At 44.1% G+C, this 22,492-nt stretch carries 17 protein-coding genes and 4 tRNA genes; 6 read left to right on the forward strand and 15 right to left on the reverse strand.

Annotated elements, in window-relative coordinates; translation table 11 throughout:
- Positions 1 to 193: 193 nt before the first annotated feature.
- From DRZ93_RS10875 to DRZ93_RS10935, 13 genes are all read right to left on the reverse strand, one after another.
- Positions 194 to 1,636, reverse strand: coding sequence for a sensor histidine kinase (locus DRZ93_RS10875; RefSeq protein WP_113743610.1), 1,443 nt, complete (start codon positions 1,634 to 1,636; stop codon positions 194 to 196).
- Positions 1,612 to 2,286, reverse strand: coding sequence for a response regulator (locus DRZ93_RS10880; RefSeq protein ID WP_113743609.1), 675 nt, complete (start codon positions 2,284 to 2,286; stop codon positions 1,612 to 1,614). Before DRZ93_RS10880 ends, DRZ93_RS10875 begins: the two co-directional genes overlap by 25 nt.
- A 68-nt stretch (positions 2,287 to 2,354) precedes the next feature.
- Positions 2,355 to 2,930 carry a YqiA/YcfP family alpha/beta fold hydrolase gene (locus tag DRZ93_RS10885; protein WP_113746597.1) on the reverse strand — a complete coding sequence of 192 codons (576 nt, stop codon included), beginning with the start codon at positions 2,928 to 2,930 and terminating at the stop codon, positions 2,355 to 2,357.
- A gap of 3 nt (positions 2,931 to 2,933) precedes the next feature.
- The gene (gene cpdA / locus DRZ93_RS10890; protein WP_113746598.1) at positions 2,934 to 3,761 is read right to left on the reverse strand and encodes a 3',5'-cyclic-AMP phosphodiesterase; all 828 of its coding nucleotides are present in this window, start codon (positions 3,759 to 3,761) and stop codon (positions 2,934 to 2,936) included.
- Between the two features lie 537 nt (positions 3,762 to 4,298).
- Positions 4,299 to 4,661 (reverse strand): AAA family ATPase, encoded by a 363-nt coding sequence (locus DRZ93_RS10895; RefSeq protein ID WP_113746599.1) that lies wholly within the window; start codon positions 4,659 to 4,661, stop codon positions 4,299 to 4,301.
- A gap of 438 nt (positions 4,662 to 5,099) precedes the next feature.
- Positions 5,100 to 6,794: a ribosome biogenesis GTPase Der gene (gene der, locus DRZ93_RS10900; protein ID WP_113743605.1), complete on the reverse strand. Its 1,695-nt coding sequence runs from the start codon at positions 6,792 to 6,794 to the stop codon at positions 5,100 to 5,102.
- Positions 6,795 to 6,813: 19 nt separating this feature from the next.
- The gene (gene bamB, locus DRZ93_RS10905; protein WP_113746600.1) at positions 6,814 to 8,430 is read right to left on the reverse strand and encodes an outer membrane protein assembly factor BamB; all 1,617 of its coding nucleotides are present in this window, start codon (positions 8,428 to 8,430) and stop codon (positions 6,814 to 6,816) included.
- Between the two features lie 116 nt (positions 8,431 to 8,546).
- Positions 8,547 to 9,218: a YfgM family protein gene (locus DRZ93_RS10910; RefSeq protein ID WP_113743603.1), complete on the reverse strand. Its 672-nt coding sequence runs from the start codon at positions 9,216 to 9,218 to the stop codon at positions 8,547 to 8,549.
- A 17-nt stretch (positions 9,219 to 9,235) separates the two neighbouring features.
- Positions 9,236 to 10,516, reverse strand: a complete 1,281-nt coding sequence (gene hisS, locus DRZ93_RS10915; protein WP_113743602.1) for a histidine--tRNA ligase — start codon at positions 10,514 to 10,516, stop codon at positions 9,236 to 9,238.
- An 18-nt stretch (positions 10,517 to 10,534) separates the two neighbouring features.
- Positions 10,535 to 11,638, reverse strand: coding sequence for a flavodoxin-dependent (E)-4-hydroxy-3-methylbut-2-enyl-diphosphate synthase (gene ispG, locus DRZ93_RS10920; protein WP_113746601.1), 1,104 nt, complete (start codon positions 11,636 to 11,638; stop codon positions 10,535 to 10,537).
- Positions 11,639 to 11,651: 13 nt separating this feature from the next.
- A complete protein-coding gene (locus tag DRZ93_RS10925) occupies positions 11,652 to 13,013 on the reverse strand; it encodes a helix-turn-helix domain-containing protein (RefSeq protein ID WP_113746602.1) in 1,362 nt (453 codons plus the stop codon).
- Positions 13,014 to 13,015: 2 nt separating this feature from the next.
- Positions 13,016 to 14,122: a dual-specificity RNA methyltransferase RlmN gene (gene rlmN / locus DRZ93_RS10930; RefSeq protein WP_113743599.1), complete on the reverse strand. Its 1,107-nt coding sequence runs from the start codon at positions 14,120 to 14,122 to the stop codon at positions 13,016 to 13,018.
- Positions 14,123 to 14,366: 244 nt separating this feature from the next.
- Positions 14,367 to 15,356: a bile acid:sodium symporter gene (locus tag DRZ93_RS10935; protein WP_113743598.1), complete on the reverse strand. Its 990-nt coding sequence runs from the start codon at positions 15,354 to 15,356 to the stop codon at positions 14,367 to 14,369.
- Between the two features lie 390 nt (positions 15,357 to 15,746).
- Between DRZ93_RS10935 and DRZ93_RS10940 the strand changes: the two genes are divergently transcribed.
- The 6 genes from DRZ93_RS10940 to DRZ93_RS10965 all read left to right on the forward strand — a co-directional run bounded on the left by DRZ93_RS10940 (position 15,747) and on the right by DRZ93_RS10965 (position 20,310).
- Entirely contained in the window at positions 15,747 to 18,179 is a 2,433-nt protein-coding gene (locus DRZ93_RS10940; protein ID WP_146741117.1) for a penicillin-binding protein 1A, read from the forward strand.
- 260 nt (positions 18,180 to 18,439) lie between these two features.
- Positions 18,440 to 18,515 (forward strand) — tRNA-Ala (locus DRZ93_RS10945).
- 17 nt (positions 18,516 to 18,532) lie between these two features.
- A tRNA-Ala gene (locus DRZ93_RS10950) sits at positions 18,533 to 18,608 on the forward strand.
- A 12-nt stretch (positions 18,609 to 18,620) separates the two neighbouring features.
- Positions 18,621 to 18,696 (forward strand) — tRNA-Ala (locus DRZ93_RS10955).
- Positions 18,697 to 18,713: 17 nt separating this feature from the next.
- Positions 18,714 to 18,789, forward strand: a tRNA-Ala gene (locus DRZ93_RS10960).
- A gap of 189 nt (positions 18,790 to 18,978) precedes the next feature.
- Positions 18,979 to 20,310, forward strand: a complete 1,332-nt coding sequence (locus DRZ93_RS10965) for a TolC family outer membrane protein (RefSeq protein ID WP_113743595.1) — start codon at positions 18,979 to 18,981, stop codon at positions 20,308 to 20,310.
- A gap of 44 nt (positions 20,311 to 20,354) precedes the next feature.
- On the opposite strand, the gene DRZ93_RS10970 is transcribed toward DRZ93_RS10965, so the two are convergent.
- Positions 20,355 to 21,104, reverse strand: a complete 750-nt coding sequence (locus DRZ93_RS10970) for an NAD-dependent deacylase (protein WP_113743594.1) — start codon at positions 21,102 to 21,104, stop codon at positions 20,355 to 20,357.
- Between the two features lie 55 nt (positions 21,105 to 21,159).
- On the reverse strand, positions 21,160 to 22,488 hold the full coding sequence (locus tag DRZ93_RS10975; RefSeq protein WP_172458206.1) for an aminopeptidase PepB: 1,329 nt from the start codon (positions 22,486 to 22,488) through the stop codon (positions 21,160 to 21,162).
- Positions 22,489 to 22,492: the final 4 nt, after the last annotated feature.

The raw sequence follows: 22,492 nt of genomic DNA on the forward strand, positions 1-22,492 counted from the left end.
TTGCTGCTATTTTAAACCAAAAAAGCTGATTTTTTTTATAAAGCGATGGTAAAAAGACTGCGGCAAATAAGTCCTGATCCAAAGACAGATTAAAAAAAGATATGCAGGTGCGCCATGTTAACAGGGCTGTGTATAAAAGCCTGGCCTTTTTTAAATAGCCCAGGCTGTTACAGATAATAGTGTGTATGATTCTTTAGCTGTTATCTGTCTTTACAGCTGTGCTTTTTTTTAAATGCAGCGAGGCCTCAAGACCGCCAGACTCATGATTTTTAAGCACAATAATACCATCGGTGCGACGGGCTGCCTCATAGGCAATAGACAGACCAAGACCTGTGCCAATAACACTCTCAGCATCTCCCTTGACCCTGTAGAATGGCTCAAAGACCTTGGATAAATGTTCCTCGTCAATACCCTCGCCATCATCTCTTACACTAAGCACTATCTCTTTGTCTGTAGCCGTACACAGAAGATCAACCTTGCCGCCATCCTTAGCGTATTTCAGTGCATTTGAGGTCAGATTCTTCATGACACACAACACATCGCCATAGGAGGCCTCAACTGTATAATCAATACGCCCCTCAACTCCAAAATCAATGCCCCTGTCATCGGCAATTGAGCCTAAATCCTCCACAAGCTTTAAATACAGATCCTGTATGTTAACCTCGCTTTTAACCACAGCCTCACCCCGTCCCTGCGTTTTAGCAAGAGTGAGCAGTGAGGTCATAAGATCGCGCTCGCGCATAATACCATCGCGCAGACTGCGCAGTCTCTGCCTGGCCGACTCGTTTAAATCCTCATCCTCAAGAGCCTCAGCCTGCAGCGACAAGGCTGTAAGAGGCGTGCGCATTTCATGCGCCGCATCGGCAATAAAACGACGCTGATTCTGCACCGATTCATCAACACGCTCTAAAAGACCGTTGATAGCACCTATAAATGAATCAAGCTCGGTTGGAATATAGCCATCATCCTTCGTCACAATATTGGACAGATCATCTTTTCTTTTATCAATGCGTCTGGCAATTTTATGTATGGCCCTGAACATAAGATTGACGCTGACAATAACAATAGGAATATATAAAAGACTTATACCTATAAACTGCAAAAGCGAGGTGATAAAGGCCTTGGAGCTGATATGATTGATGGCACTTAAAGGTCTTGCCACCACAAAGCGTCTGCCATTGTTTTTAGTAGCTACAATCATGCGCATGCGCGTATCAGAGACTATGATGTTGTAAAAACCGTTCTCAACTCCAGGTGGAATAAAGATGGCATCGCCAGGACGGCCAAAGAGAGGAGCTATAATGATATCGTAGCGATGATCAATATCACGCGGCGCAATTACATTGTTTTCAAGAGCATAGCTACCAGGCTCCTTTCTTTTGTGAAAGAAACTCCTAAACTGCATTTCATGACTGTGGCGCGGTCCCTCCCAGCGCCCAGGCAGCGCCAGATTGTAGTTGATAACCACAGCTGCCATCTGTGAGAGCTCCTCATCAATAAAGGTGGTAGCTTCTCTTTTAACGACGCCATAGGACTGAAAACTTGCAAAAAATGTGGCTATAAGACCTAAAGTGCAGAAAATAACAATAAGTCGAAAGCGTAAAGAATCCTTTATGACTCTTTTGCTACCTTCCACCCTACACCTCTTACATTCTTAATATATGAAGCACCGATTTTCTTGCGCAGAGTATGAATAATATACTCAACGGCATTACTCTCAACCTCTTCATCAAAACTGTAAATCTTTTGCTCAAGTGCCTCACGTGAGAGCACAGCACCAGGTCTTATAATCAAAGCCTCAAGCAGTGAAAACTCACGCGCTGTCAGATCAACGACACGGGTTTTGCCATCTTCTGTAATTGAAACCTCATGCTCAAGTACATTCAGTGACAATGGACCATTGGTTAAAACAGACTGCACATTTGTGCCAAGACGACGTGTTACAGCTCTAATACGGGCTTTGAGCTCACTTAGCTCAAAGGGTTTGACAAGATAGTCATCAGCGCCTCTGTCAAGGCCGTTGACTCTGTCGTCAATAGCATCACGCGCTGTAAGAATAATCACAGGAGTTTTAAGTCTGCTCTCTCTCCAGCGCATAAGCAGCGTCACTCCGTCAATTCCAGGCAGACCAAGATCGAGCAGTATACAGTCATAATCCACATCAAGAGGTGCATACTGAGCATCTGTACCGTTTGTAAGAAGATCCACAGCATAATTGTCCTTGCTTAAAGCATCGCATACAGCAGAGCCAATCATAGGATCATCTTCAACCACTAAAATACGCATGTCATATCTCCTGTGCCTTGCATATGCTTTAAGTCTAAGGGCTTTAAATTAGTTAAGGCTTAGAGATCTTAAGCTTTAAAAAATTCAAGAATAGATGGGATCTTGGACTCAAAATTATCAAAGGTATGACAGCCGCCATCTTCTATATCCATTTTGCATCCTGCATAAAAGCTCTGCGCTTTTGTATAGTCAAGCACCTCATCGCCCCGCTGCAAGAGTACAAAAAGTCTGTCACTGTTAACCTTACATCTTGAATCAAGATAGCATATATAAGCTAGCATATCATTATGCAGCTCAAAGTATACGTCTGTTGCTGCATTGTACTGACTGCCCACAAGATCTTTAAAATAATCCTGAGGGTGGACACAAGGATTTAAAAGCGCTGCCTTAAAACCAAACTTATCGGCCATAAGAGTTGAGAAAAAGCCACCCATAGAGCTGCCCACAAGACAGATCTTATCGTGACTTTTTTGTGCCTTTTTAAAATAGGCTTCAAGATACTCATAGGCCTCTTTTGGTGTATCAGGAAAATCAGGAGCATCAAAACAAAGTTCAGGCTCATGCTCCTTTAAATAATTTTTTAAAATAGTGCTTTTTACAGCATTGGGACCTGAGAGAAAACCGTGCACATAGGCAATTAGCATAAACTAATAACCTCCAACTCCAAGATCGGGAACAAATCTGCCAGATGGCAGACGAAAAACTTTGGTGCTTATATCGCCATTTGGCTCTAAAGTCAGATAACGCCAGCCGGGGCCGCGCATATCAAGAGCAAAGTCATGCGAGAAAGGCTCAAACTGAATAGAGGTTGAGGGACTTGCTATATAGCGTATATTATCCACAGTCTTGTCATATTCCTGATGCACATGACCTGAGAGCACCAGACGCAGTTTTGGTATAAGATGCAGCGCCGAGATAAACTCATCCTGATTGTGCATAGTCTGTGTATCAAGCCAGCGGCTACCTACAAGATGTGGCAGATGATGGACGCATACAGCAGTATTCAGTTCAGGATTGTTAAGCGCATAGGTCAGCATAAAATCAATTTCCGACCTGTCCACCCAGCCATGCGGCACAGCGTAGACTTCAGAATTTAAAAATATAAACTGCCAGGTGCCAATACGCAGATAGCGGCTGGTATTAATACCAAGATGACCCATAATACTATACATCAGAGGACCGTCATCATGATTGCCAGGGACAAAAAAGACAGGAGCGTTTAAAAGCTTTACCAGCGATGCAAAACGCTGATAGGACTCTGCTGAGTAATCCTGAGATAAGTCGCCGGTGACAAAGATGCAGTCATATGGCATATGCTGATTGACTATGGTCTCTATTACAGCCTTGAAGCTGTCGGCCGTACGTACACCAAGCAGTTTGCCGTTTTCACTGGCAAACAGGTGCATATCAGTCAACTGCAAAATACTTATCTGACCTGTATCGCATTTGGTCTGCAGTACTTGCTCTTTAGTCATTTTATCCATCAAACAAAACTTATTTTACTGCCACTTCATACAGGCAAAATTAAATCTGTTGTTATCTTACACTAATTAATCGGCTTGCAATTTACCATCTTGGCACTTTATCTATTTTTTTAACAAATTTGCAAACAAGTTCACTTTTTAGATAGAATTATACATTAAAACAAAAGGTTAATTAGAGAGCCTAAATTAAATATGATAGCCAAAGCCCCCATAAAAAAAATTGATACAAATGCGCTAATAAACTTTTAGAATTGAGTATCAGGCAGATGCTCTGAATATTTTATGCCTATCTATGCTGATAGGTTAAGCCCTCTCTTGCGTATGGCACCTGTAACAGCATCTACATGCTGTGTATAACAAGGTTAACCTGCTGCGCTATAAAGTTAAATTCAAATAACTTGATCTTAAATTATTGTATGGTGCCACATAATATCCATCTTGCATATAACTCTTTTTAGTCAGATCTGTCCTGCTTTGACATATTGCCCAAAGACGCTATCTCACAGTATTTTCTACAAAAGCCAATGCCTATGCTCTATACCTGTGTATAAAAAAGATCTGCATACCTTTAAAAGAGACATAGATAACAGGCAGCTGCCCCATAACCTTATCGCGCAGCTCTTTATACTCTTTCTGATAGACTGCAAGATTAAGGTCATTGTCTATAAAGAGCTTTTGCTGATAGGAGGTGTCCCCAGGATTTTTATAGTCAAGCTCACAAAAGGCCTTTATCATGGACATATTAAGAGTTTTACCAAAGCGGCGAGATCTTATGAATAAGGCATTTTCAACCTCATCAGAGCTTTCAAGGAGATTTTTTAGGAATGAGGTCTTATCTACATAATATGCATTAGTAGTAATAATTTTTTCAAAGCTCTCACATCCTGGCAATACTTTTGGCTATGCAAGTGTGTCCATAATAAAAACCTCTAATGCTCTATGATTTATATGTAATACCTTTGTATGCCATTTTATGATTTTTAGTGCATCAATGTGAGCACTTTATCCCTATGATACTTGCTTTCTTGATAAATTAAAACACAGACTGTCAGTGCTGCAACAGCTTTACATAAAGCCCTATAACTTTCAGGATTTATTTGTTAGGTCAAGTAAAAAATTGTGGGGTGCTAGCAGTTACTAACTATATGATAGCAGGTAGAGCAAAGTTAGCATAAGTTATCTAAAGTCTAAAATGCTTAAGATCGTGCCATATTGTTAATGCAAAAACACTGTGCGATGAAAAATCCCATATATTGTGCCATTGAGCCTTAAAATATACAAAAGAGCATGAGTTTAAACCCATGCTCTAGCTCAAAAGTTTATTGAATATTATCTGCCACGCTTTTTAACAGCCTTGAGCACCATGCCCTCACCTGCTTTTACAGCATTTTCTATCTGACGCTTTTCACTGCGTTGCTTTGAGCGTGCTGCTCTGTCATACATACGCTGCTTTTGTGCCTCACGCTTTTGCTCACGAATCTTAGACTGTGTAATACGTATCTGTGCAGGTTTTCTGTCAGCATAAGGATTTGAGCCTTCCTTAAACTCTAAAAGCACAGGCGTACCCATAATCTTAAGCGCCTTTCTATAGCAGTTGATAAGATAACGCTTGTAGGACTCTGGCATCTTGTTGACCTTGTTGCCATGAATAATAATGCGCGGTGGATTATAACCGCCGGCATGAGCATATTTAAGCTTGATGCGTCTGCCGCCTGATACAGGTGGCTCATGCTCCTGCACTGCAGCCTGTAAAATGCGGTTTAATGTCGAGGATGAATTGCGGCGTGTAGCACTCTCATAAGCCTCATCAATAGACTCAAACAGATGACCCACACCTGTGCCGTGCAGAGCTGAGATAAAATGCACTCTGGCAAAATCCACAAAGCCAAGGCGCAGATCAAGCTCGCGCCTTATCTCATCCTTATACTCGGCACTAAGTCCATCCCACTTGTTAACAGCAACTACAAGAGAACGGCCAGAATCAATAATAAAGCTTAAAAGCGAGAGATCCTGATCAGTAATATGCTCTCTTGCATCAATTACCAGCAAAGCCACATTACAGTCTTCAATAGCCTTTAGAGTCTTTACAATAGAGAATTTCTCAATGGCCTCGTTAACCTTGGCTCTTTTTCTGACACCTGCTGTATCAATGACAATATACTTATTGCCCTCACGCTCAAGAGGAATATAGATAGAATCACGTGTGGTGCCAGGCATATCGCACACCACCACTCTGTCCTCACCTAAAAGACGGTTGGTCAGCGTGGATTTACCTACATTTGGCTTGCCAACAAGAGCAAATTTTACAGGCAGATCGGCAAAAGGTCTGTCACTGCTCTGCTCTGTAGTCCCCTCACCCTTCAGTCTTGCTCTTTGAGCCTCTCTAAAGCCATGCCAGTCAAAGCCGCCGCCGGTTTTATCAGCAGGCACATTGTCTAAAAACTCATAGCCCTCTTCCCACTGCGAGTACTCAGAGAATTCATCATCCTCCTCATCCTCAAGATCACTCTCAAGTGGACCTTCCTCACGCAGCACAGGTGCTATAACCTCGTCGATAAGCACGGATACACCACGGCCATGGGCTACAGCTGTAAGATAGACCTCACCAAGACCCAGACCATAGAACTCGGCTCCTGCCAGATCCTCATTCATGCCATCAACCTTGTTGGCAACCACAGCGCATTTCTTGCCCGATCTGCGTATATAGTCGGCAACCTGATAATCACCTGGCATTAAACCTGCCCTGGCATCGACCATAAAGAGCACGAGATCGCACTCATCAATAGCAAGCAGTGCCTGTCTTGTCATATTATTGGTCAGATCGGATGGCTGCTCTGCATCCTCGGCAATACCGCCTGTATCAATAACAATATATTCACGGCCATCAAAAAGAGCACGGCCGTATTTACGATCGCGGGTCAGACCTGGAAAATCAGCTACCAGGGCATCGCGAGTTTTGGTTAAACGGTTAAATAATGTAGACTTGCCCACATTAGGGCAGCCTACAAGAGCCACAACTTTCATAAAAAATCTTTATCCTACTTTAAAGACCAAATCCGCTGGCCTTTGAATCTTCTACCTGATCTGCCTGAGGTGCAGGGGCCTGCTGAGGCTGAGTATTGTCAGTGCCTGGCTGCACATCCTCAGCAGCATCTGACTTCACACCCTCCTGCGGCATCAGACCAAAGCCTGACAGGCGCTTGCGGCGCTCCTCCTCATAGGCTTTGACTTTAGCCTCGTACTCAGCCCTGGCCTTTTCATAGGCCTTCTTCTGGGCAAGAGCTGCAGCTCTCTGACGTCTCTGCGCATCCTCTACAGCCTTGATAATGGCGGCACGGCGGGCCATGAGTGCAGCCTCATTCATTACATCAGGAGCATAGACACCACTCTCGCCTACACCTGGGGCCATCAGATTGGCGTTAGCTCCTGAATACATAAGCTCAACCTTTCTGGTGCCTTCCTTGGCCTTGGCAAGTCCGGCCGGATCATGGCTTAGACATATAATAGAGCCGTCATTGGCAAAAACATATAATCTGCCGTCATGCACTACAGGTGATGAGTAAATAGCTGAGTTGTCACAGGCTAGCATAGACTCAATCTTACCGTCGGCAAGTGACATAAAATACAGATAACCTTCATAGTCACCCACTACTACATAATTACCGTAAATGGCCGGAGCGCCTGTCTTTCTGTAGGTTAATCTGCTGTTGACCCAGATCTCGGCCCCAGTCTGTCTGTCAATACAGTAGACATGACCCTTGTCATCGGTAATCACTATATAGTTGTCATCAAAATCCATGTTCTGTGAACTTGAATAGCCAAGAGTGCTGGCCATAGTATTGTCATTAAAGGAGAAGACACTAAGTGAACCATTGTATGAGGTGGCATAGAGATCATCGCCAAGCAGTAGCGGAGTTGATGATACATCGGCAATACGCTCAAGATCATTGATACCGGCCGCGCGTGAAATATTTACCTCATTGACAAGAGCACCTGTGCTTTGCAGGTACACACCTACCTTGCCGCCAGGCTGTCCTGAAATCACATATTCATCGCCTACTACAATAAATGAGCTTTGTGATCTTAAACGCAGTGAGGTCATGGCTTTGGCTGCCACCCATCTTTCACTGCCATCAGAACTTTGTAAACAGAAAATACGTCCTCTGGTATCCTGCACAAAAAGGGCATCACCTGAACCTGAGAAGGCAGGTTTTGACACAATCTCTCCCTCAAGATACTTTTTCCACACTACATGTCCGTCTTTTGCATCTAAAACGTAGATATAACCATTTTCAGAGCCTACTGCCACATAGTTCTGATTGGCATCAAGGGCTGCAGATAGCCTTGCAGATCTCTTATCTGAGTTTTCATCCTCATCGTCAAGATCTATGCTCCAGAGTGTACTGCCCTCTATGGCATCCATGGCCTTGACATAACCGTTGCGTGATGACACGTACAGGGTATTACCAACAAAAGCCGGGGATATTATGGAGAAGTATTTGTCTACACCGCCTGAGCTTACGTCAAATAGCTTCTGCGGCTCAAAACTGTTTACAATTTCAGGAGCCTCAACGGGTGCGTAAAGATCCTCGCTGCCAGAGCAGCCAAAAAGTGCAAGCATTGATAATGGTAAAGCCAGGGCCAATTTATGTTTTATCATTTAAGCTTTCCTGTATATGTGCAAAATAGACGTTTGAAGCGATTGTGACATCATATTTAGAGCAAATCAAGATAGATATGGAGCAATAATGCTCCATATTCTATACTTTTACTCTCTTATTTAGGAGTATCCTGACCTATTAGCTTGTAGGCCGGGGTATCACCGTGTTTGATGATGTTGTCAAACTTCATCTGCAAAAGAGGGGCTATGGCCACTTTGCGCTCAACGCTTAAATCAAGTGCCTTTTTATAGGCATCATGAGCCTTATCCTTATCCCCCATCAGCATATAGATATCGCCGCTGACTTCCTCTTTTTCAATGGCATAGGCTTTGTTTTTAATAGTTGACAGAGCCTTGAGGGCCTCATCGTATTTTTGTGTCTGGGCAAAAAGCTTGGCCTGCATTAAAGTTACAAGCGGAGATACGAGATCGCCACCATTGTCACGGGCAAAGTTTAAAGCCTCGGCTGCCTTGTCATACTCTTTGGCATTGATGTGCACCATAGCCACATCAACAGATAACAGGGCACCGTAAATATCCTTGTGCTCATTCATAAAGGCAGTGGCCTTATCAAGTGAGGCCTTGCCATCCTTGTTCAGCTGATTTTGCAGCTGATAGACACCATAGGCTGCCTCCTGAGACTTCTCAAGCTCATAGGCCTGATACTGTCTAAAGCCCAGAAGACCGCCAAGAGCAATGACAATGCCAAGAACTATAGGCTTCCAGTACTCCTTCCACCATTTTTTGACCGCCTCTTCTCTCTCGTGATCATCGGTTAATACGTCCATGTTTTTTCCTCTTTATATTATTTATTTATAATTCTGCCGATAAGCTCAATACTCTCTTCAAGAGCTACGGTCATCTGTTGTGCATCCTTGTCTGTCATGTCCTTGAGCGTGACCTGATTTTTTGCAATCTCCTCATCGCCAAGCACTACAGCTACACGGGCGCCCACTCTGTCAGCCTTTTTAAACTGCTTTTTAAAGTTGCCACCGCCACAGTGCATCATAACTCTGACACCATCAAGCTTTGAGCGCAGATAAGAAGCTGTAAGACTCAAATGCTTTTGAATATCACTGCCCTGACCTATGACATAGACATCAGCTATGGCTTTGGCCTGTACTTTATCAAGTGTGGTCAGCAGCAAAATCAGACGCTCAAGGCCAAGACCAAAACCCACAGCAGGGGTAGGTGTCCCTCCAAGCTCTTCAACAAGGCCATCATAGCGGCCGCCGCCGCAGACAGTACCCTGTGAGCCTAGGGCTGTTGTCACCCACTCAAAGACTGTGTAGTTGTAATAGTCAAGACCGCGCACCAGTCTGTCATTGATCTCATAGGCAACGCCTGCTGCATCTAAAAGAGCCTTGAGTTCATTAAAGTGATTTAAGGTCTTTTCACCAAAGTGTGAGGACAGCGAAGGTGCTTTCTTTAAAAGCTCAATAACACCAGGATCCTTGCTGTCCAGAACACGCAGAGGATTGGTGTGGGTACGGCGCTTTGAGTCCTCATCAAGACTGTCAAAATTCTTTTCTAAAAAGGCCACCAGCTCTTTTTTATAAGAGGCGCGTTCTTCTTTTGAGCCTAAGGTATTTAACTGCAGTGTCACCTCTTTTTCAATGCCCAGGGTCTTCCAGATCTGAGCTGTCATAATGATAAGCTCGGCATCAACATCAGGACCCTCAAGACCAAAGACTTCACAGCCTAGCTGATGGAACTGACGGTATCTGCCCTTCTGCGGACGTTCATGGCGAAACATAGGGCCCATATACCACAGTCTTTGCTCCTGATTGTAGATAAGATTGTGCTCAAGGCAGGCTCTGACGCAGCCTGCTGTACCCTCAGGACGCAGAGAGAGCATATCCCCTGATCTGTCCTCAAAGGTATACATTTCCTTTTCTACAACATCGGTTACCTCACCAATGGCGCGGCAGAAAAGAGCTGTCTTTTCTAAAACCGGCATGCGCACTTCACTGTAGCCGTATGAACCTACCACAGAGCGTAGCACTGTCTCAATCTGCTGCCAGACTGATGTATCCTGTGGCAGAAGATCATTCATGCCACGTATAGCCTGTATCGACATAACCATGTCTTTATCTTTCCTTCTTTAGAGTATCTTATTTGTATTTAAACGCATAACCTTGTCGCGTATACGCTTTTCAAGTATATCCACGGCCTCGTCAGAGGCAATTTTGCCCTGCAGCACACCATCTTCATAAATCATGGATTTATTGTTGCTGCCGCCGCATACTGCAACCTGAGCACGCAGAGCCTCACCAGGTCCGTTGACAATACAGCCCATGACTGCAACCTTTATCTCATCTTTAATATCTGCAAGACGGGTCTCAAGCTCGCGTACTGTTCCTACAACATCAATGCCATGGCGGGCACATGTTGGGCAGGCCACAATATTCACACCACGTGAGCGCAGGTGCATGCTCTTTAAAATAGCCCAGCCTACCTTGATCTCCTCAACAGGATCGGCTGCAAGTGACACACGCAGCGTATCGCCAATACCCTGACGCAAAAGCCAGGATATACCTATTGATGAGAGCACGGTGCCACCTGTAAGACCACCGGCCTCTGTAATGCCAAGATGCAGCGGAGCATCGGTTTTTTTGGCAAGCTCTTCATATGAGGTCACACACAGATTAAGCTCTGAGGCCTTTACTGAAAAGGCATAATCTGCAAAGTTGTGCTCATCAAGAATAGCTGCGGCTCTAAGAGCGGCCTCGACCATGGCCTCAGGACAAGGCGAGCCATATTTTTTTAATAAATCATTATCAAGAGAGCCTGCGTTTACACCCACGCGTATTGGCAGACCATTGTCCTTTGCCGCCTGGCATACAGCCTCAACCTTGGCCTTGGCACCAATGTTGCCTGGATTGATACGCAGTGCTGCCGCACCATTGTTGGCCACCTCAATGGCTATTCTGTAGTCAAAGTGAATATCGGCCACAATAGGTACAGGTGAGTCTTTACATATAAGGGCAAAGTTTTTGGCAGCCTCAAGGGTTGGTACCGAGACACGCACAATATCTGCGCCAACATCATACAAATCTCTTATCTGCTTTAATGTGCCCTGCACATCATTGGTATCTGTGGTAGTCATAGACTGCACAGAAATCGGAGCATCTCCACCGATTAGGACATTACCTACCTTAATCTGTCTGCTTTTTCTTCTGACAATCTTAGGAGCTTCCCATTCCATATAATAATCCTGCCTATCTGTCTGGTAACTTATATTTAACCTGTTTGGCATCAGGTACACTGACGCTGCCGCCCATATAGCTTACGGATACGGCCTTGGTATCTGATAGGGAAATCTCAAGCGGAGGTATACCGCTGACATTGACCTTATCGCCCTTTACATAACTGCCTGTAGCTAAAACCTTGCCGCGTGAATCCTTGACAATAAGGGTTACAGGGGCCTTGATGGCAATTGATGCTGAGTTCATTGAGGCTAAACCCTGACGGTTGGCAAGTCTTGCCTTATCAGATATATCCTTTAAATTTGAGCTTAGCACAGGAGCCTTGGCACTCTCATCACTCTTCTTTTCTACCTGCTCTTTCTTCTCCACAGCAGATTGCTCCTTATCATTCTTGGCAACAACTGCTGCTATCTTATCTGAGGCATCATTCTTTGCAGGTGCAGTCTGTGTCTCCTTGACTATGGCAGTTGTAACAAGAGCATCATCGCTTTTATCTTTGCTGCTTTCATTGCTCTTGCCTTTTATAAGATTGGAACCTAAGGCCTTAGCCTGCTCCTGAGCCATAAGAGTGTTTTTATCAACCTTTATCTCACCCTGTGCCTCTGAAGATGCTTGTGCTGTAATCTCGCCAGAGACACTGCCGGTATCCTCAATAACCACAGGCTCGGCTGCCTGCTCTATGACAATTTCATCTGAGACAGGTTTGCTGTCTGTCTCTTTGTTGTCTGTTACAAGATAGACACCTGTAGATACTGCAATAAGAGCAATAAGAGCCAGGGCATACATATACGAGCGGTTTTTCTTAACCGGCATGGCATTGTTTATAACCTCGGCCACAGCATTGACATTGTTGTCATACAGAGTAACCACGACATTTGGATCTATATTTACAAGCTTGGCATAATTATAGATATGGCGTCTGGTAAAAGGCGCTGCTGTCACCTGATTTAATCTGTCAAATTCAATATCGGCAATAGTATTGACCCTAAGCTTTAGATTCTGCGCTATCTGTCTTTGACTGATACCAAGCTTTTCTCTGGCATGACGCAGTATGGCTCCTGGCATATTAGGCACACCATCATCAGAAGAAGGGTCTACAGGAATGCTCTCTACATCTTCTGTATTAAAGTAATTGTCCCCTCCCTCATCTATAACAGGAGGCTTTGGAAGTCTGTCATCTGTGTCTACCCCTGCTGTAAGCTGTGAGTTTAAAAGCTCGTCATCAACACTGCCGTCTGTGGCGCTAAAGCTCATATCTGCGTTCTTTTGCAGATCATTATCATGATTTGACTGTAAAGACTCGCGGGCTTTGTTACGCAGATTTCTTGGCAGCGGCGGTGTTTTTTGTGACTTATTGATTTTTTTGTCTGACATAACTATACCGTTATACTTTCAATTTTGGCATTCTGATTTTTCAAGATGCGATCTTTAACCTGCCCTGCAAGCTGACCGCAGGCGGCGGCAATGTCATCACCGCGTGTGGTTCTTGTCACAACAGTAAAGCCATAGTCAAAGAGCACTTTGTAAAATCTGTCTATTCTGCTGTTGCTTGGCTTTTTATAGTCAGAGGCATCGTGCGAGTTAAAAGGAATAAGATTGATCTTGCATGGCACATCCTTTAAGAGTCTGGCCAGCTCATGGGCATGATCGGTGCTGTCATTGACATGATCCAAAAGCACATATTCAATGGTCACACGGCCACAGTTGGCATTGCTCTTGTCAAGATAGTTCTTGACGCTGTCCAGAACCTCTTTGATCTTATATTTCTTGTTCACAGGCACAAGTATGTCACGAAGCTCATCATTAGGAGCATGCAGTGACAGAGCCAGGGCCACATCGACGCGGCCTGCAAGCTTGTTGATAACAGGGGCAATGCCTGAGGTTGAGATGGTGACACGACGCTTTGACAGACCAAAGGCATAGTCGCTTAGAAGAATCTTTGTAACCTTAAGTACATTCTCAAGATTTAAAAGGGGCTCGCCCATACCCATCATAACAATATTGGATATTGGCTTTTCCTGACCGCCGCGTACAAAACCCACACGGCTTGCGGCACAGAACACCTGACCTATGATTTCAAAAACCTTAAGATTGCGGTTAAAGCCCTGAGCGCCGGTGCGACAGAAGGAGCATTTGACAGGACAGCCTACCTGCGTTGAAATACACAGTGTATTTCTATCCTCCTCAGGAATGAGCACTGTTTCTACAAGCTGATTGTCACCAACATTCAATGCCCATTTGATGGTGCCGTCTGCAGATCTCTGCTCTGAGACAATTTCAGGGGCCCTGATACAGGCTATTTCACAAAGATGAGCTCGAAGATCCTTTTTAATATTACTCATCTCATTAAAGTCAGTTACACCGTACTGATAAATCCATTTTAAAAGCTGTGTGGCACGAAAAGGCTTTTCTCCTAAGGAAACACAAAAATCACTTAGTTCCTCAGGTCCCATATTCATTAAATTAATCTTATTATCAGACACTTATGCCTCTGCCCTTGAGGGCCATAATCCTTTAAATATTTTCTATTAAAATAAATTTTCTATTATAACAGTAAGCATAAAAAACACATAACTTTTGCAATAAAATGCCATATTTAAAGTCTTTGGGCTTTATTTTCAACTAATTTGCAGGGAATTTAACGAAGCTTTTAACCATAAGGATCTGCAAAATACACTATAAAAAAAAGCCCGGAGCAATGTCCGGGCATGAGGTTACGTGCGTAAATTATCTGACAGGAACACCTAAGGCTTCACACTTTTGTCTCTCATCTGACTTTTTATCCTGCATATTGGCAAATACGGTTGCCAGAATTGGACCTGATATATTGTGCCAGACTGAGAATATGGCTGATGGCACGGCAGATAAAGGATTGAAGTAAGCCATTGCCAGAGCCACACCCAGCCCTGAGTTTTGCATACCAATTTCAATGGATAAAGCCTTTTGTTTTGGCAATGAGAGTTTAAAGATCTTGGCAAGTACAAAACCAAGAGCCAGTCCCAGAGCATTGTGCAGTACCACAACAGCAAAGATTAAAGCTCCGGTCTGGGCAATTTTCTCCTGTGATACTGAAACTACCGCAGCCACAATAGCAACAATGGCGGCCACAGAGACTAAAGGCAGAGCCACAACGGCATCTTTTAGATATCTGCCAAAGAAGGCATTGATGATAACACCGGCCACAATAGGTACTATGACCACATTGACAATGGACATGAACATGGCGGCAGGATCAATATCCACCCACTGATTGGCAAAGATATACACCAAAGCCGGGGTCACAATTGGAGCCAGCAGCGTAGTGCAGGCTGAAATGGTTACAGATAAAGGTACATCGCCTTTGGCAAGAAAGGTCATAACATTTGAGGCTGTGCCGCCAGGACAGCAGCCGACTAAAATTACACCCACAGCAATTTCAGATGGCAGATTTAAAACAATACTTAAAAGATATGCCATAAGCGGCATGATAATAAACTGACCTGCAATACCTATAAAAACTTCAAATGGGCGGGTTAAAACCTCAGAAAAATCTTTAGCCTTAAGGGTAAGTCCCATACCGAACATGACAATGCCAAGCAAAATAGAAATGTATGCTGCTAAAAACTTGAAGGTTTCAGGAAAATAAAAGGCCATTACGGCAAACAGTACTACCCATACGGCAAAGGTTTTACCAACAAAGGTACTGACCTTTGACAGGGCTGCAAGCATACTCAACATAACTGCACTCCACAATTATTAACTTAGTTAAACCAGTTTTTAAATAATACGACGCTCAGTGCCTGCTACAGGGATTTGCACCACAAAGACCTACAAAACAGTGCAATTCACCCTTTTGACCATGTATATGCACCATTAAAATACACAATTTTTGTTATTTAATAGCTCAAAGTTAAAGCTCATGGACTCTAGAGTTAAATAAAATACACAATCTGCCCCTGAACTTTGTCTTTGCATCATGGCTATTTATGCGCATTCTTTTTTGACTTTGGGCAATTTAGTGTAAAATTGCTGTGTATTTGTAATTTCACTATTGACAGATCTTGTATCTGCTGTCTCATCATAAGGCTGCACAGGCCTACACAGCAGCGCAACAAGTCAGAGGTTTTTGTGTTTAAAAAAATTATCAGCTTTACCATATGGGCAGGTCTTCTTGTAACTGGCCTTAGCGGCGGTGCTGTAGCTGCTCTTTACTACAATACCCTTGAGAGTCTGCCTAATGTTCAGCAGTTAAAGAAAGTCACCTTTGAAACACCTATGAAAATCTATACCAAAGATGAAAAGCTCATAGGCGAATTTGGTGAAAACAAAAGAATTCCTGTTCCTCTTGAGGAAATTCCTTTAAAGCTGCAGCAGGCCTTTCTTGCCATTGAGGACTCACGCTTTTACGAGCATACAGGTATTGACCCTATAGGTATTGCCAGAGCTGTGGTTGTAGCTATTGCCAATCAGGGCGCCACACAGGGTGCCAGTACCATTACACAGCAGGTGGCCAGAAATTTCTTCCTGTCACGAGATAAAACCATTGAACGAAAAATAAAGGAAATCTTTATCTCCTGGAGAATTGAACAGGTACTTACCAAGGAGGAAATTTTAGAGTTATACCTCAATAAAATTGCCCTTGGTCATAGATCAAACGGTGTTGTGGCCGCAGCCCAGACCTATTATGGCAAAGAGCTAAAAGATCTGACCCTAGGTCAGATGGCTACCATTGCAGGACTGCCAAAGGCCCCGTCAACTTTAAATCCAATCTCCTATCCAGAGCGCTCCAAAAACCGCCGACACCTCGTGCTCATGCGCATGAAAAACCTTGGTTTTATCACCCAGGAGGAGTTTGAGAGCGCTGACAAAGAGCCATATGTGGCCTATTTCCACTCAACACCTATTGAAAGCTATGCACCTTATATTGCAGAGGATGCAAGACAGTTTGTCATAGATAAATTTGGTGAGGAGGCCTATACACAAGGCTTTAGAGTTATAACCACTGTCAACTCCAAGATTCAGGATGATGCAAGCTATGCTGTCTTTAAAGGTCTTACTGACTATGATGCCCGTCATGGCTATCGCGGCAGCTCTTTGAATGTAACCAAGCTTGACAACTTTACAGCCGATGCGCCAAGTCTTGATAAACTGCTGCGCCGCTATGACCGCTATCACTTTATAGAGCCTGCTGTAGTAACCTCTGTTGATGATGAAAGCAAGAGCTTTACCATCTATACTCTAAAGGGTCAGCAGACACTTGATATGAAGGCCATACAGTGGGCCCGCGCCTATAAATCCAATATTCGTCAGGGCGCCAATCCCAAGGTACCATCAGAAGTTATCATACCTGGTGATTTAATCTATACCTATGTCAATGAAAAAAATGAAACCATAATGACACAGGTACCTGAGGTTGAAGGCGCGCTTGTGGCACTCAATCCTCTGACAGGCGCTATTGAGGCCATGGTAGGTGGCTATGATTTTTACAAGAGTAAATTAAATCGCACTGTGCAGGCTGTACGTCAGACAGGCTCCAACTTCAAGCCTTTTTTATACTCAGCTGCTGTAGCCAAAGGCATAGCTGTAAACTCAGTGCTGTATGATGAGCCTATAAAGACATGGGATCCGGGCTCTCACACCTGGTGGCAGCCTAAAAACACTCCAAACCGTTATGATGGTCCTATGACATTGCGCGAAGGTCTGGCCAAGTCCAAAAACGTTGTGTCAATACGTCTTATCCGTCAGGTTGGTGTGGACAATGTGGCACTGCACCTTAAAAAGTTTGGCATAGATGTACCAACATCACAGATAAGTGAGTCAATGTCCCTTGGCAGTGTCGAGCTCTCACCTTTACAGACAGCTACAGGCTTTGCCGCCTTTGCCAATGGCGGTTATCGTCTTGAGCCTTACTTTATTGAAAAAATTTACAGAGGCGATGAGCTTGTCTATGAAGCCAAGGCTAAAAGAGCTGATCCAACAGCTCCTGATCGTGTGATAAATGATCTGCCTTTGGTCTATAAGGATCATATTGAGGCTGATGAGAGCATGGCTACACAGATTCTCTCACATGATCACGCCTATATAATGGCAGATCTTCTGCGCTCTGTCATTTATGGCGGTGAGGGTATCAATGGTCCTTATTATGGCACAGGCGGCAGAGCCTCACGTATTTCAGGACGAGATGATCTCTCTGGTAAAACAGGTACTACCAACAAAGTGCATGATGCCTGGTTCTCAGGCTTTAATGCCAATCTTGTAGCTACTGCCTGGGTGGGCTTTGATGATGACAGAAATCTTGGCTATGCGCAAAATATAAGTCCAGAGGGCGGCGCCTATACAGCACTGCCAATCTTTGCTGAATTTATAAAACGTGCCCAGGAAGGTGTGCCTAGCAGCCGTCCTGCACGCCCTGCCACAATAAAATATACAACCAATGCAGGTATTACCGATCTGGCCACCACCAATACCTATGTTATTGCAGAAGATGGTGGGAACTCTGTTCTTAATGTGCAAAATACAGGTACAGATACATCAGATGTTGACAGCTCAGATATTTTCTAGACACTATTGAAATTACAAAGGACCGGCCCAATGCCGGTCTTTTTTTATAAAGTGTATAAATAAAAACTTACCTACAGCTCACTTATCCCATACAGAGCCTAAATAAATTATTTTGTTAAGACACTATCATAGCTTGCATCCTCTTTTTTGCTGTGTGTTTTCTGTCCTGGCACGCCCTTATCGGCACTTAGATGAAAAAAAAATAAAATTTTTGTTGACACTACATTAAAATTGATTATAATGGGCTTCACTAAAACGATGGGGTTATAGCTCAGTTGGGAGAGCGCTTGCATGGCATGCAAGAGGTCCTCGGTTCGATCCCGAGTAGCTCCACCAGAGTTTTAGATATCCGTGGGGGTATAGCTCAGCTGGGAGAGCATCTGCTTTGCAAGCAGAGGGTCAGCGGTTCGATCCCGCTTACCTCCACCATCACTAAAGCATGGGGTTATAGCTCAGTTGGGAGAGCGCTTGCATGGCATGCAAGAGGTCCTCGGTTCGATCCCGAGTAGCTCCACCAATGTTTTAGATACCTGTGGGGGTATAGCTCAGCTGGGAGAGCATCTGCTTTGCAAGCAGAGGGTCAGCGGTTCGATCCCGCTTACCTCCACCATTCAACGGCGACTAAGGTCGCTTTTTTTATTTCTGCCGCTCCCTTTTTCCTTTTACATTTAAAAGTCGCACAACTGCCTTTTTACTCATGTTTTTCAAGAAAATTTTTTCTTGCACACCATGCCTTGAGACCCTGTTTTTTTGTTATACTTACACCTGTGTTTGTAAAACTTACCGAGGACATTATTTAATGCGCCTAAATATAAAAAAAAGTATTTTAGCTTTAGCTGTTGTCTCCTGCTCCTTTAGTGCAGCAGCTGAAGATATTATGGATATATACAAAGAAGCTTATCTGCGCGATCCTGTAATTCTCGAGGCCAAAGCCCAGAGAGATACTGCCTTTGAAAAAATCTCCGAGGCCACTGCCGCACTACTGCCACAGATCAATGTTATAGGCACTGCAGGAACCACACATACCTCTGTCAATCGTCTTACCAACGAAAGACAGAATAACAACTCATATTCAGGCTCAGTAAATCTGTCTCAGGCCCTGTGGCGCCACGCTGCCTGGAAACAGAGAACTATTGCAGAAAAGAATGCCGCCATGCAGGATCTGGTCTATAACGATGCCCTGCAGGCTTTAATTATACGTGTCTCAAATGCCTACTTTGGTGTGCTCAATGCTGCAGATACTCTCAAATATTCCAAAGCCAATCAGGAGGCCTTGTACCGTCAGCTGCAGGAGGCTTCACGTCGTTTCCAGGTAGGACTTACAGCAGAGACTGATCAGCTTGAGGCCCAGGCCGCCTACGATCTTGCCACTACACAGGTTATTACGGCTGAGAACAATCTTGCCAACTCCTACTCAGAGATTAGAAAGTTAATTGGCAGAGATGTGCGCAATATTGAAAAGCTCAATGCCACTAAATTTTCACCTGCTCAGATGACAGCATCACTTGATCAGGTTGTAAAAAATGCCCAGGATAACAATCTGTCTTTGCAGGCCAGCGTCATTGCCCGTGATATTGCCAAGGAGCAGATTGTACTTGCAGCCTCAGGCCATGAGCCAACCCTTGATCTGACAGGCTCACTGTCCACATCATATACTGATTTTAACAAGGAGATTGCAGGTACAGCTCAGATGGATGGCAATTCCAATCAGGGTAGTGTCGGTGTAACTCTCAATATTCCTATTTTCAGCGGCGGTGCTACCTCATCACAGGTATCACAGGCCGAGCATCAGTACGTGGCAGCCTCAGAGCGCCTTGAAATGACTCATCGCAATGTTGTGGCCAATATCAACACAGGCTATAACAATGTCAATGCCTTTGTAAGCTCAGTGCGTGCCTATGAGCAGAGCACCAAGTCAGCACAGTCTGCTCTTGATGCCACCATCTCAGGTTACGAGGTTGGTACCAGAACCATTACCGATGTGCTCACTGCCACACAGAATCTGTACAATGCCATGCAGAATCTCTCGGCAGCCCGTCACAACTACATTATCTCAAGACTCAATCTTTTATATAATCAAGGCTCCCTGACTGTAGGTGATTTAGAGTCTGTAAATAAAGGACTAGAATAAGGATCCTCTAAAAGGCGGTTGATAGCAATACACCGCCTTTTTTATTACCTGCATATATCAGACAGACTCTGCCCGTCAATAAGTGCATTAGCAAGTGCCTTTACTGTATCTGTAGCCCTGCCCTTCATGACAAAATCAAACATGCCAGTGACATTGGTTGGATTTAAATTAAGCTCCATAGTAGAGGCGCCTACACTTTTGGCATACTGACAAAATCCTGCGGCAGGATAGACCACACCTGAGGTGCCTACTGCTATAAACAAAGTGCATCTTTGTATTTTTTCATAAATCTCATCCATAAAGTATGGCATTTCACCAAACCATACAATATCAGGACGCAGAGTTTTGTGTGAGCACTTAGGGCAGACACTCTCTGTTGATGAGCTTGCATCAAAATAATGTCTGTAACCGCACTCAGAGCATAAAATGGAAAAAAGCTCACCATGCATATGACATACCTGACTGCTGCCGCCTCTTTCATGCAGATTATCCACATTCTGCGTAACTAAAAAGACCTCGCCGCCCTGTGAGGCATAATACTCCTGTAACCTGGCAATGCTTTTGTGTGCCTCATTAGGCAGTGCTCTTTGGCAGTCTGCTCTTCTGTCATTGTAGAACTTATGCACCAAAGACGGATTGCGCATAAAGCCCTCAGGCGTTGCCACATCCTCAACTTTATGATTCTCCCACAACCCCGTTTCCGATCTGAACACTGCAATACCAGATTCGGCACTAATGCCGGCGCCTGTTAGTATGACAATGTTTCTGTATAATGAAAGATTATTGTTGGCCATAATGCACCTTATCCTTTATCCATAAAAATAAGGGCGCTTCTTGCGCCCCATATTTTTAAATCTTCAAAAGCATGGATGAAATGGTTTTTATCATCTCGCCTGTTGAGCCTTGGGCATACCATAATGACCCGTCAGCACAGTAGGCTGAGGATAGATCAAAGTGCAGCCATCTGTCGCACTCAACAAAGTGAGATAAAAAGGCTGTAGCCGTCAGAGCGCCAGGAGCTCCATCACCATGTGAGGTATTATTGATGGTGGCACGCTGTGATTTTATATAGCGCTTGTGAAAATCATAGCTTTGCATATACACAAGGATCTCACCTGCCTCTTTGGCACACTGCGTGGCTAAATCCACCAGATCATTGTGCTCAAAGGATGAGGCTAAGGTCATATCACGCCCAACAGCAATCTTGGCAGCACCGGTCAGAGTGGCAGCATCAATAATGGCCTTTGGTTTATCCTTTGAGGCTAGAATTAAAGCATCGGCTAAAATCAGACGTCCTTCGGCATCCGTATTGCCAACCTCTACACTTACACCATTTGCATATCTTATAATATCGCCAGGCACCATGGATGTTCCTGAGATTAGATTCTCAGAGCATGGCAGATACAGACGCACTCTTTTGTGCAGACCGTTTAATATGGCAAGATGCAGGGCAGCTGCCATATATACAGCACCTGATTTGTCAGTGCGCATAGTGGTCATATAATTGCCGGTTTTAATATTATAACCGCCGCTGTCAAAGGTTATACCCTTGCCTACAAGACATACATGCACAGGATCTGAGCTGTCAGAGCCCTCAGGAATAAAATCAATAATACCAAGGCATGGGCTGTGATATGAGCCTTTACCTACAGCCTTAAGACCAGCTAGCTCATCAAATTCATCACTTTGCCTGTCAATTAATTTAAGTTTGGCCTGTGCACCTTTTTGCACTGCTGCCTCTTTGATTCTGCCATAGACATTTTCAATTAAATTGCGCGGCCAGATCTCACTTGCTCCAGTGTTGGCAAGCTCACGATAATAAGAGAGCAGAGCACATCTGTCCTTTACAATCTCTATATGATCCAAAGGTAAAGGCAGCACAATATTTATATCATGCTTAAAATCATAAAGACCCATAATAAAGTCACAGGCACTGTAGCAGTTTAAAGTTAAATCTGTCTCTTTTAAATTTATATTAAAGACACCATAGGCGCCCATGTTGCGTCCTGCCATCTGCATAGGACGTATAGCCTTGTCCTTAATATAGGTGGCAAGGCCTGACTGATATGGGACAACACCCATGCTCTCCTCAAATGGAGCAGGTGCACTGCCTGTCTTTATGTATACATCTGCATAGGCAACAGACTCATCTTTTTTAGATAGAATATTTATCTTCATAGTG

The organism is Anaerobiospirillum thomasii, assembly GCF_900445255.1.
GTDB classification, from domain to species: domain Bacteria; phylum Pseudomonadota; class Gammaproteobacteria; order Enterobacterales; family Succinivibrionaceae; genus Anaerobiospirillum_A; species Anaerobiospirillum_A thomasii.

Coding starts and splice junctions, on each gene's coding strand:
- DRZ93_RS10880 (WP_113743609.1), bottom strand. CDS start 2,286: ATGCGTATTTTAGTGGTTGAAGATGATCCTATGATTGGCTCTGCTGTA.
- DRZ93_RS10885 (WP_113746597.1), bottom strand. CDS start 2,930: ATGCTAATTGCCTATGTGCACGGTTTTCTCTCAGGTCCCAATGCTGTA.
- cpdA (WP_113746598.1), bottom strand. CDS start 3,761: ATGACTAAAGAGCAAGTACTGCAGACCAAATGCGATACAGGTCAGATA.
- der (WP_113743605.1), bottom strand. CDS start 6,794: ATGAAAGTTGTGGCTCTTGTAGGCTGCCCTAATGTGGGCAAGTCTACA.
- bamB (WP_113746600.1), bottom strand. CDS start 8,430: ATGATAAAACATAAATTGGCCCTGGCTTTACCATTATCAATGCTTGCA.
- DRZ93_RS10910 (WP_113743603.1), bottom strand. CDS start 9,218: ATGGACGTATTAACCGATGATCACGAGAGAGAAGAGGCGGTCAAAAAA.
- hisS (WP_113743602.1), bottom strand. CDS start 10,516: ATGGTTATGTCGATACAGGCTATACGTGGCATGAATGATCTTCTGCCA.
- ispG (WP_113746601.1), bottom strand. CDS start 11,638: ATGGAATGGGAAGCTCCTAAGATTGTCAGAAGAAAAAGCAGACAGATT.
- DRZ93_RS10925 (WP_113746602.1), bottom strand. CDS start 13,013: ATGTCAGACAAAAAAATCAATAAGTCACAAAAAACACCGCCGCTGCCA.
- DRZ93_RS10935 (WP_113743598.1), bottom strand. CDS start 15,356: ATGTTGAGTATGCTTGCAGCCCTGTCAAAGGTCAGTACCTTTGTTGGT.
- DRZ93_RS10965 (WP_113743595.1), top strand. CDS start 18,979: ATGCGCCTAAATATAAAAAAAAGTATTTTAGCTTTAGCTGTTGTCTCC.
- DRZ93_RS10970 (WP_113743594.1), bottom strand. CDS start 21,104: ATGGCCAACAATAATCTTTCATTATACAGAAACATTGTCATACTAACA.
- DRZ93_RS10975 (WP_172458206.1), bottom strand. CDS start 22,488: ATGAAGATAAATATTCTATCTAAAAAAGATGAGTCTGTTGCCTATGCA.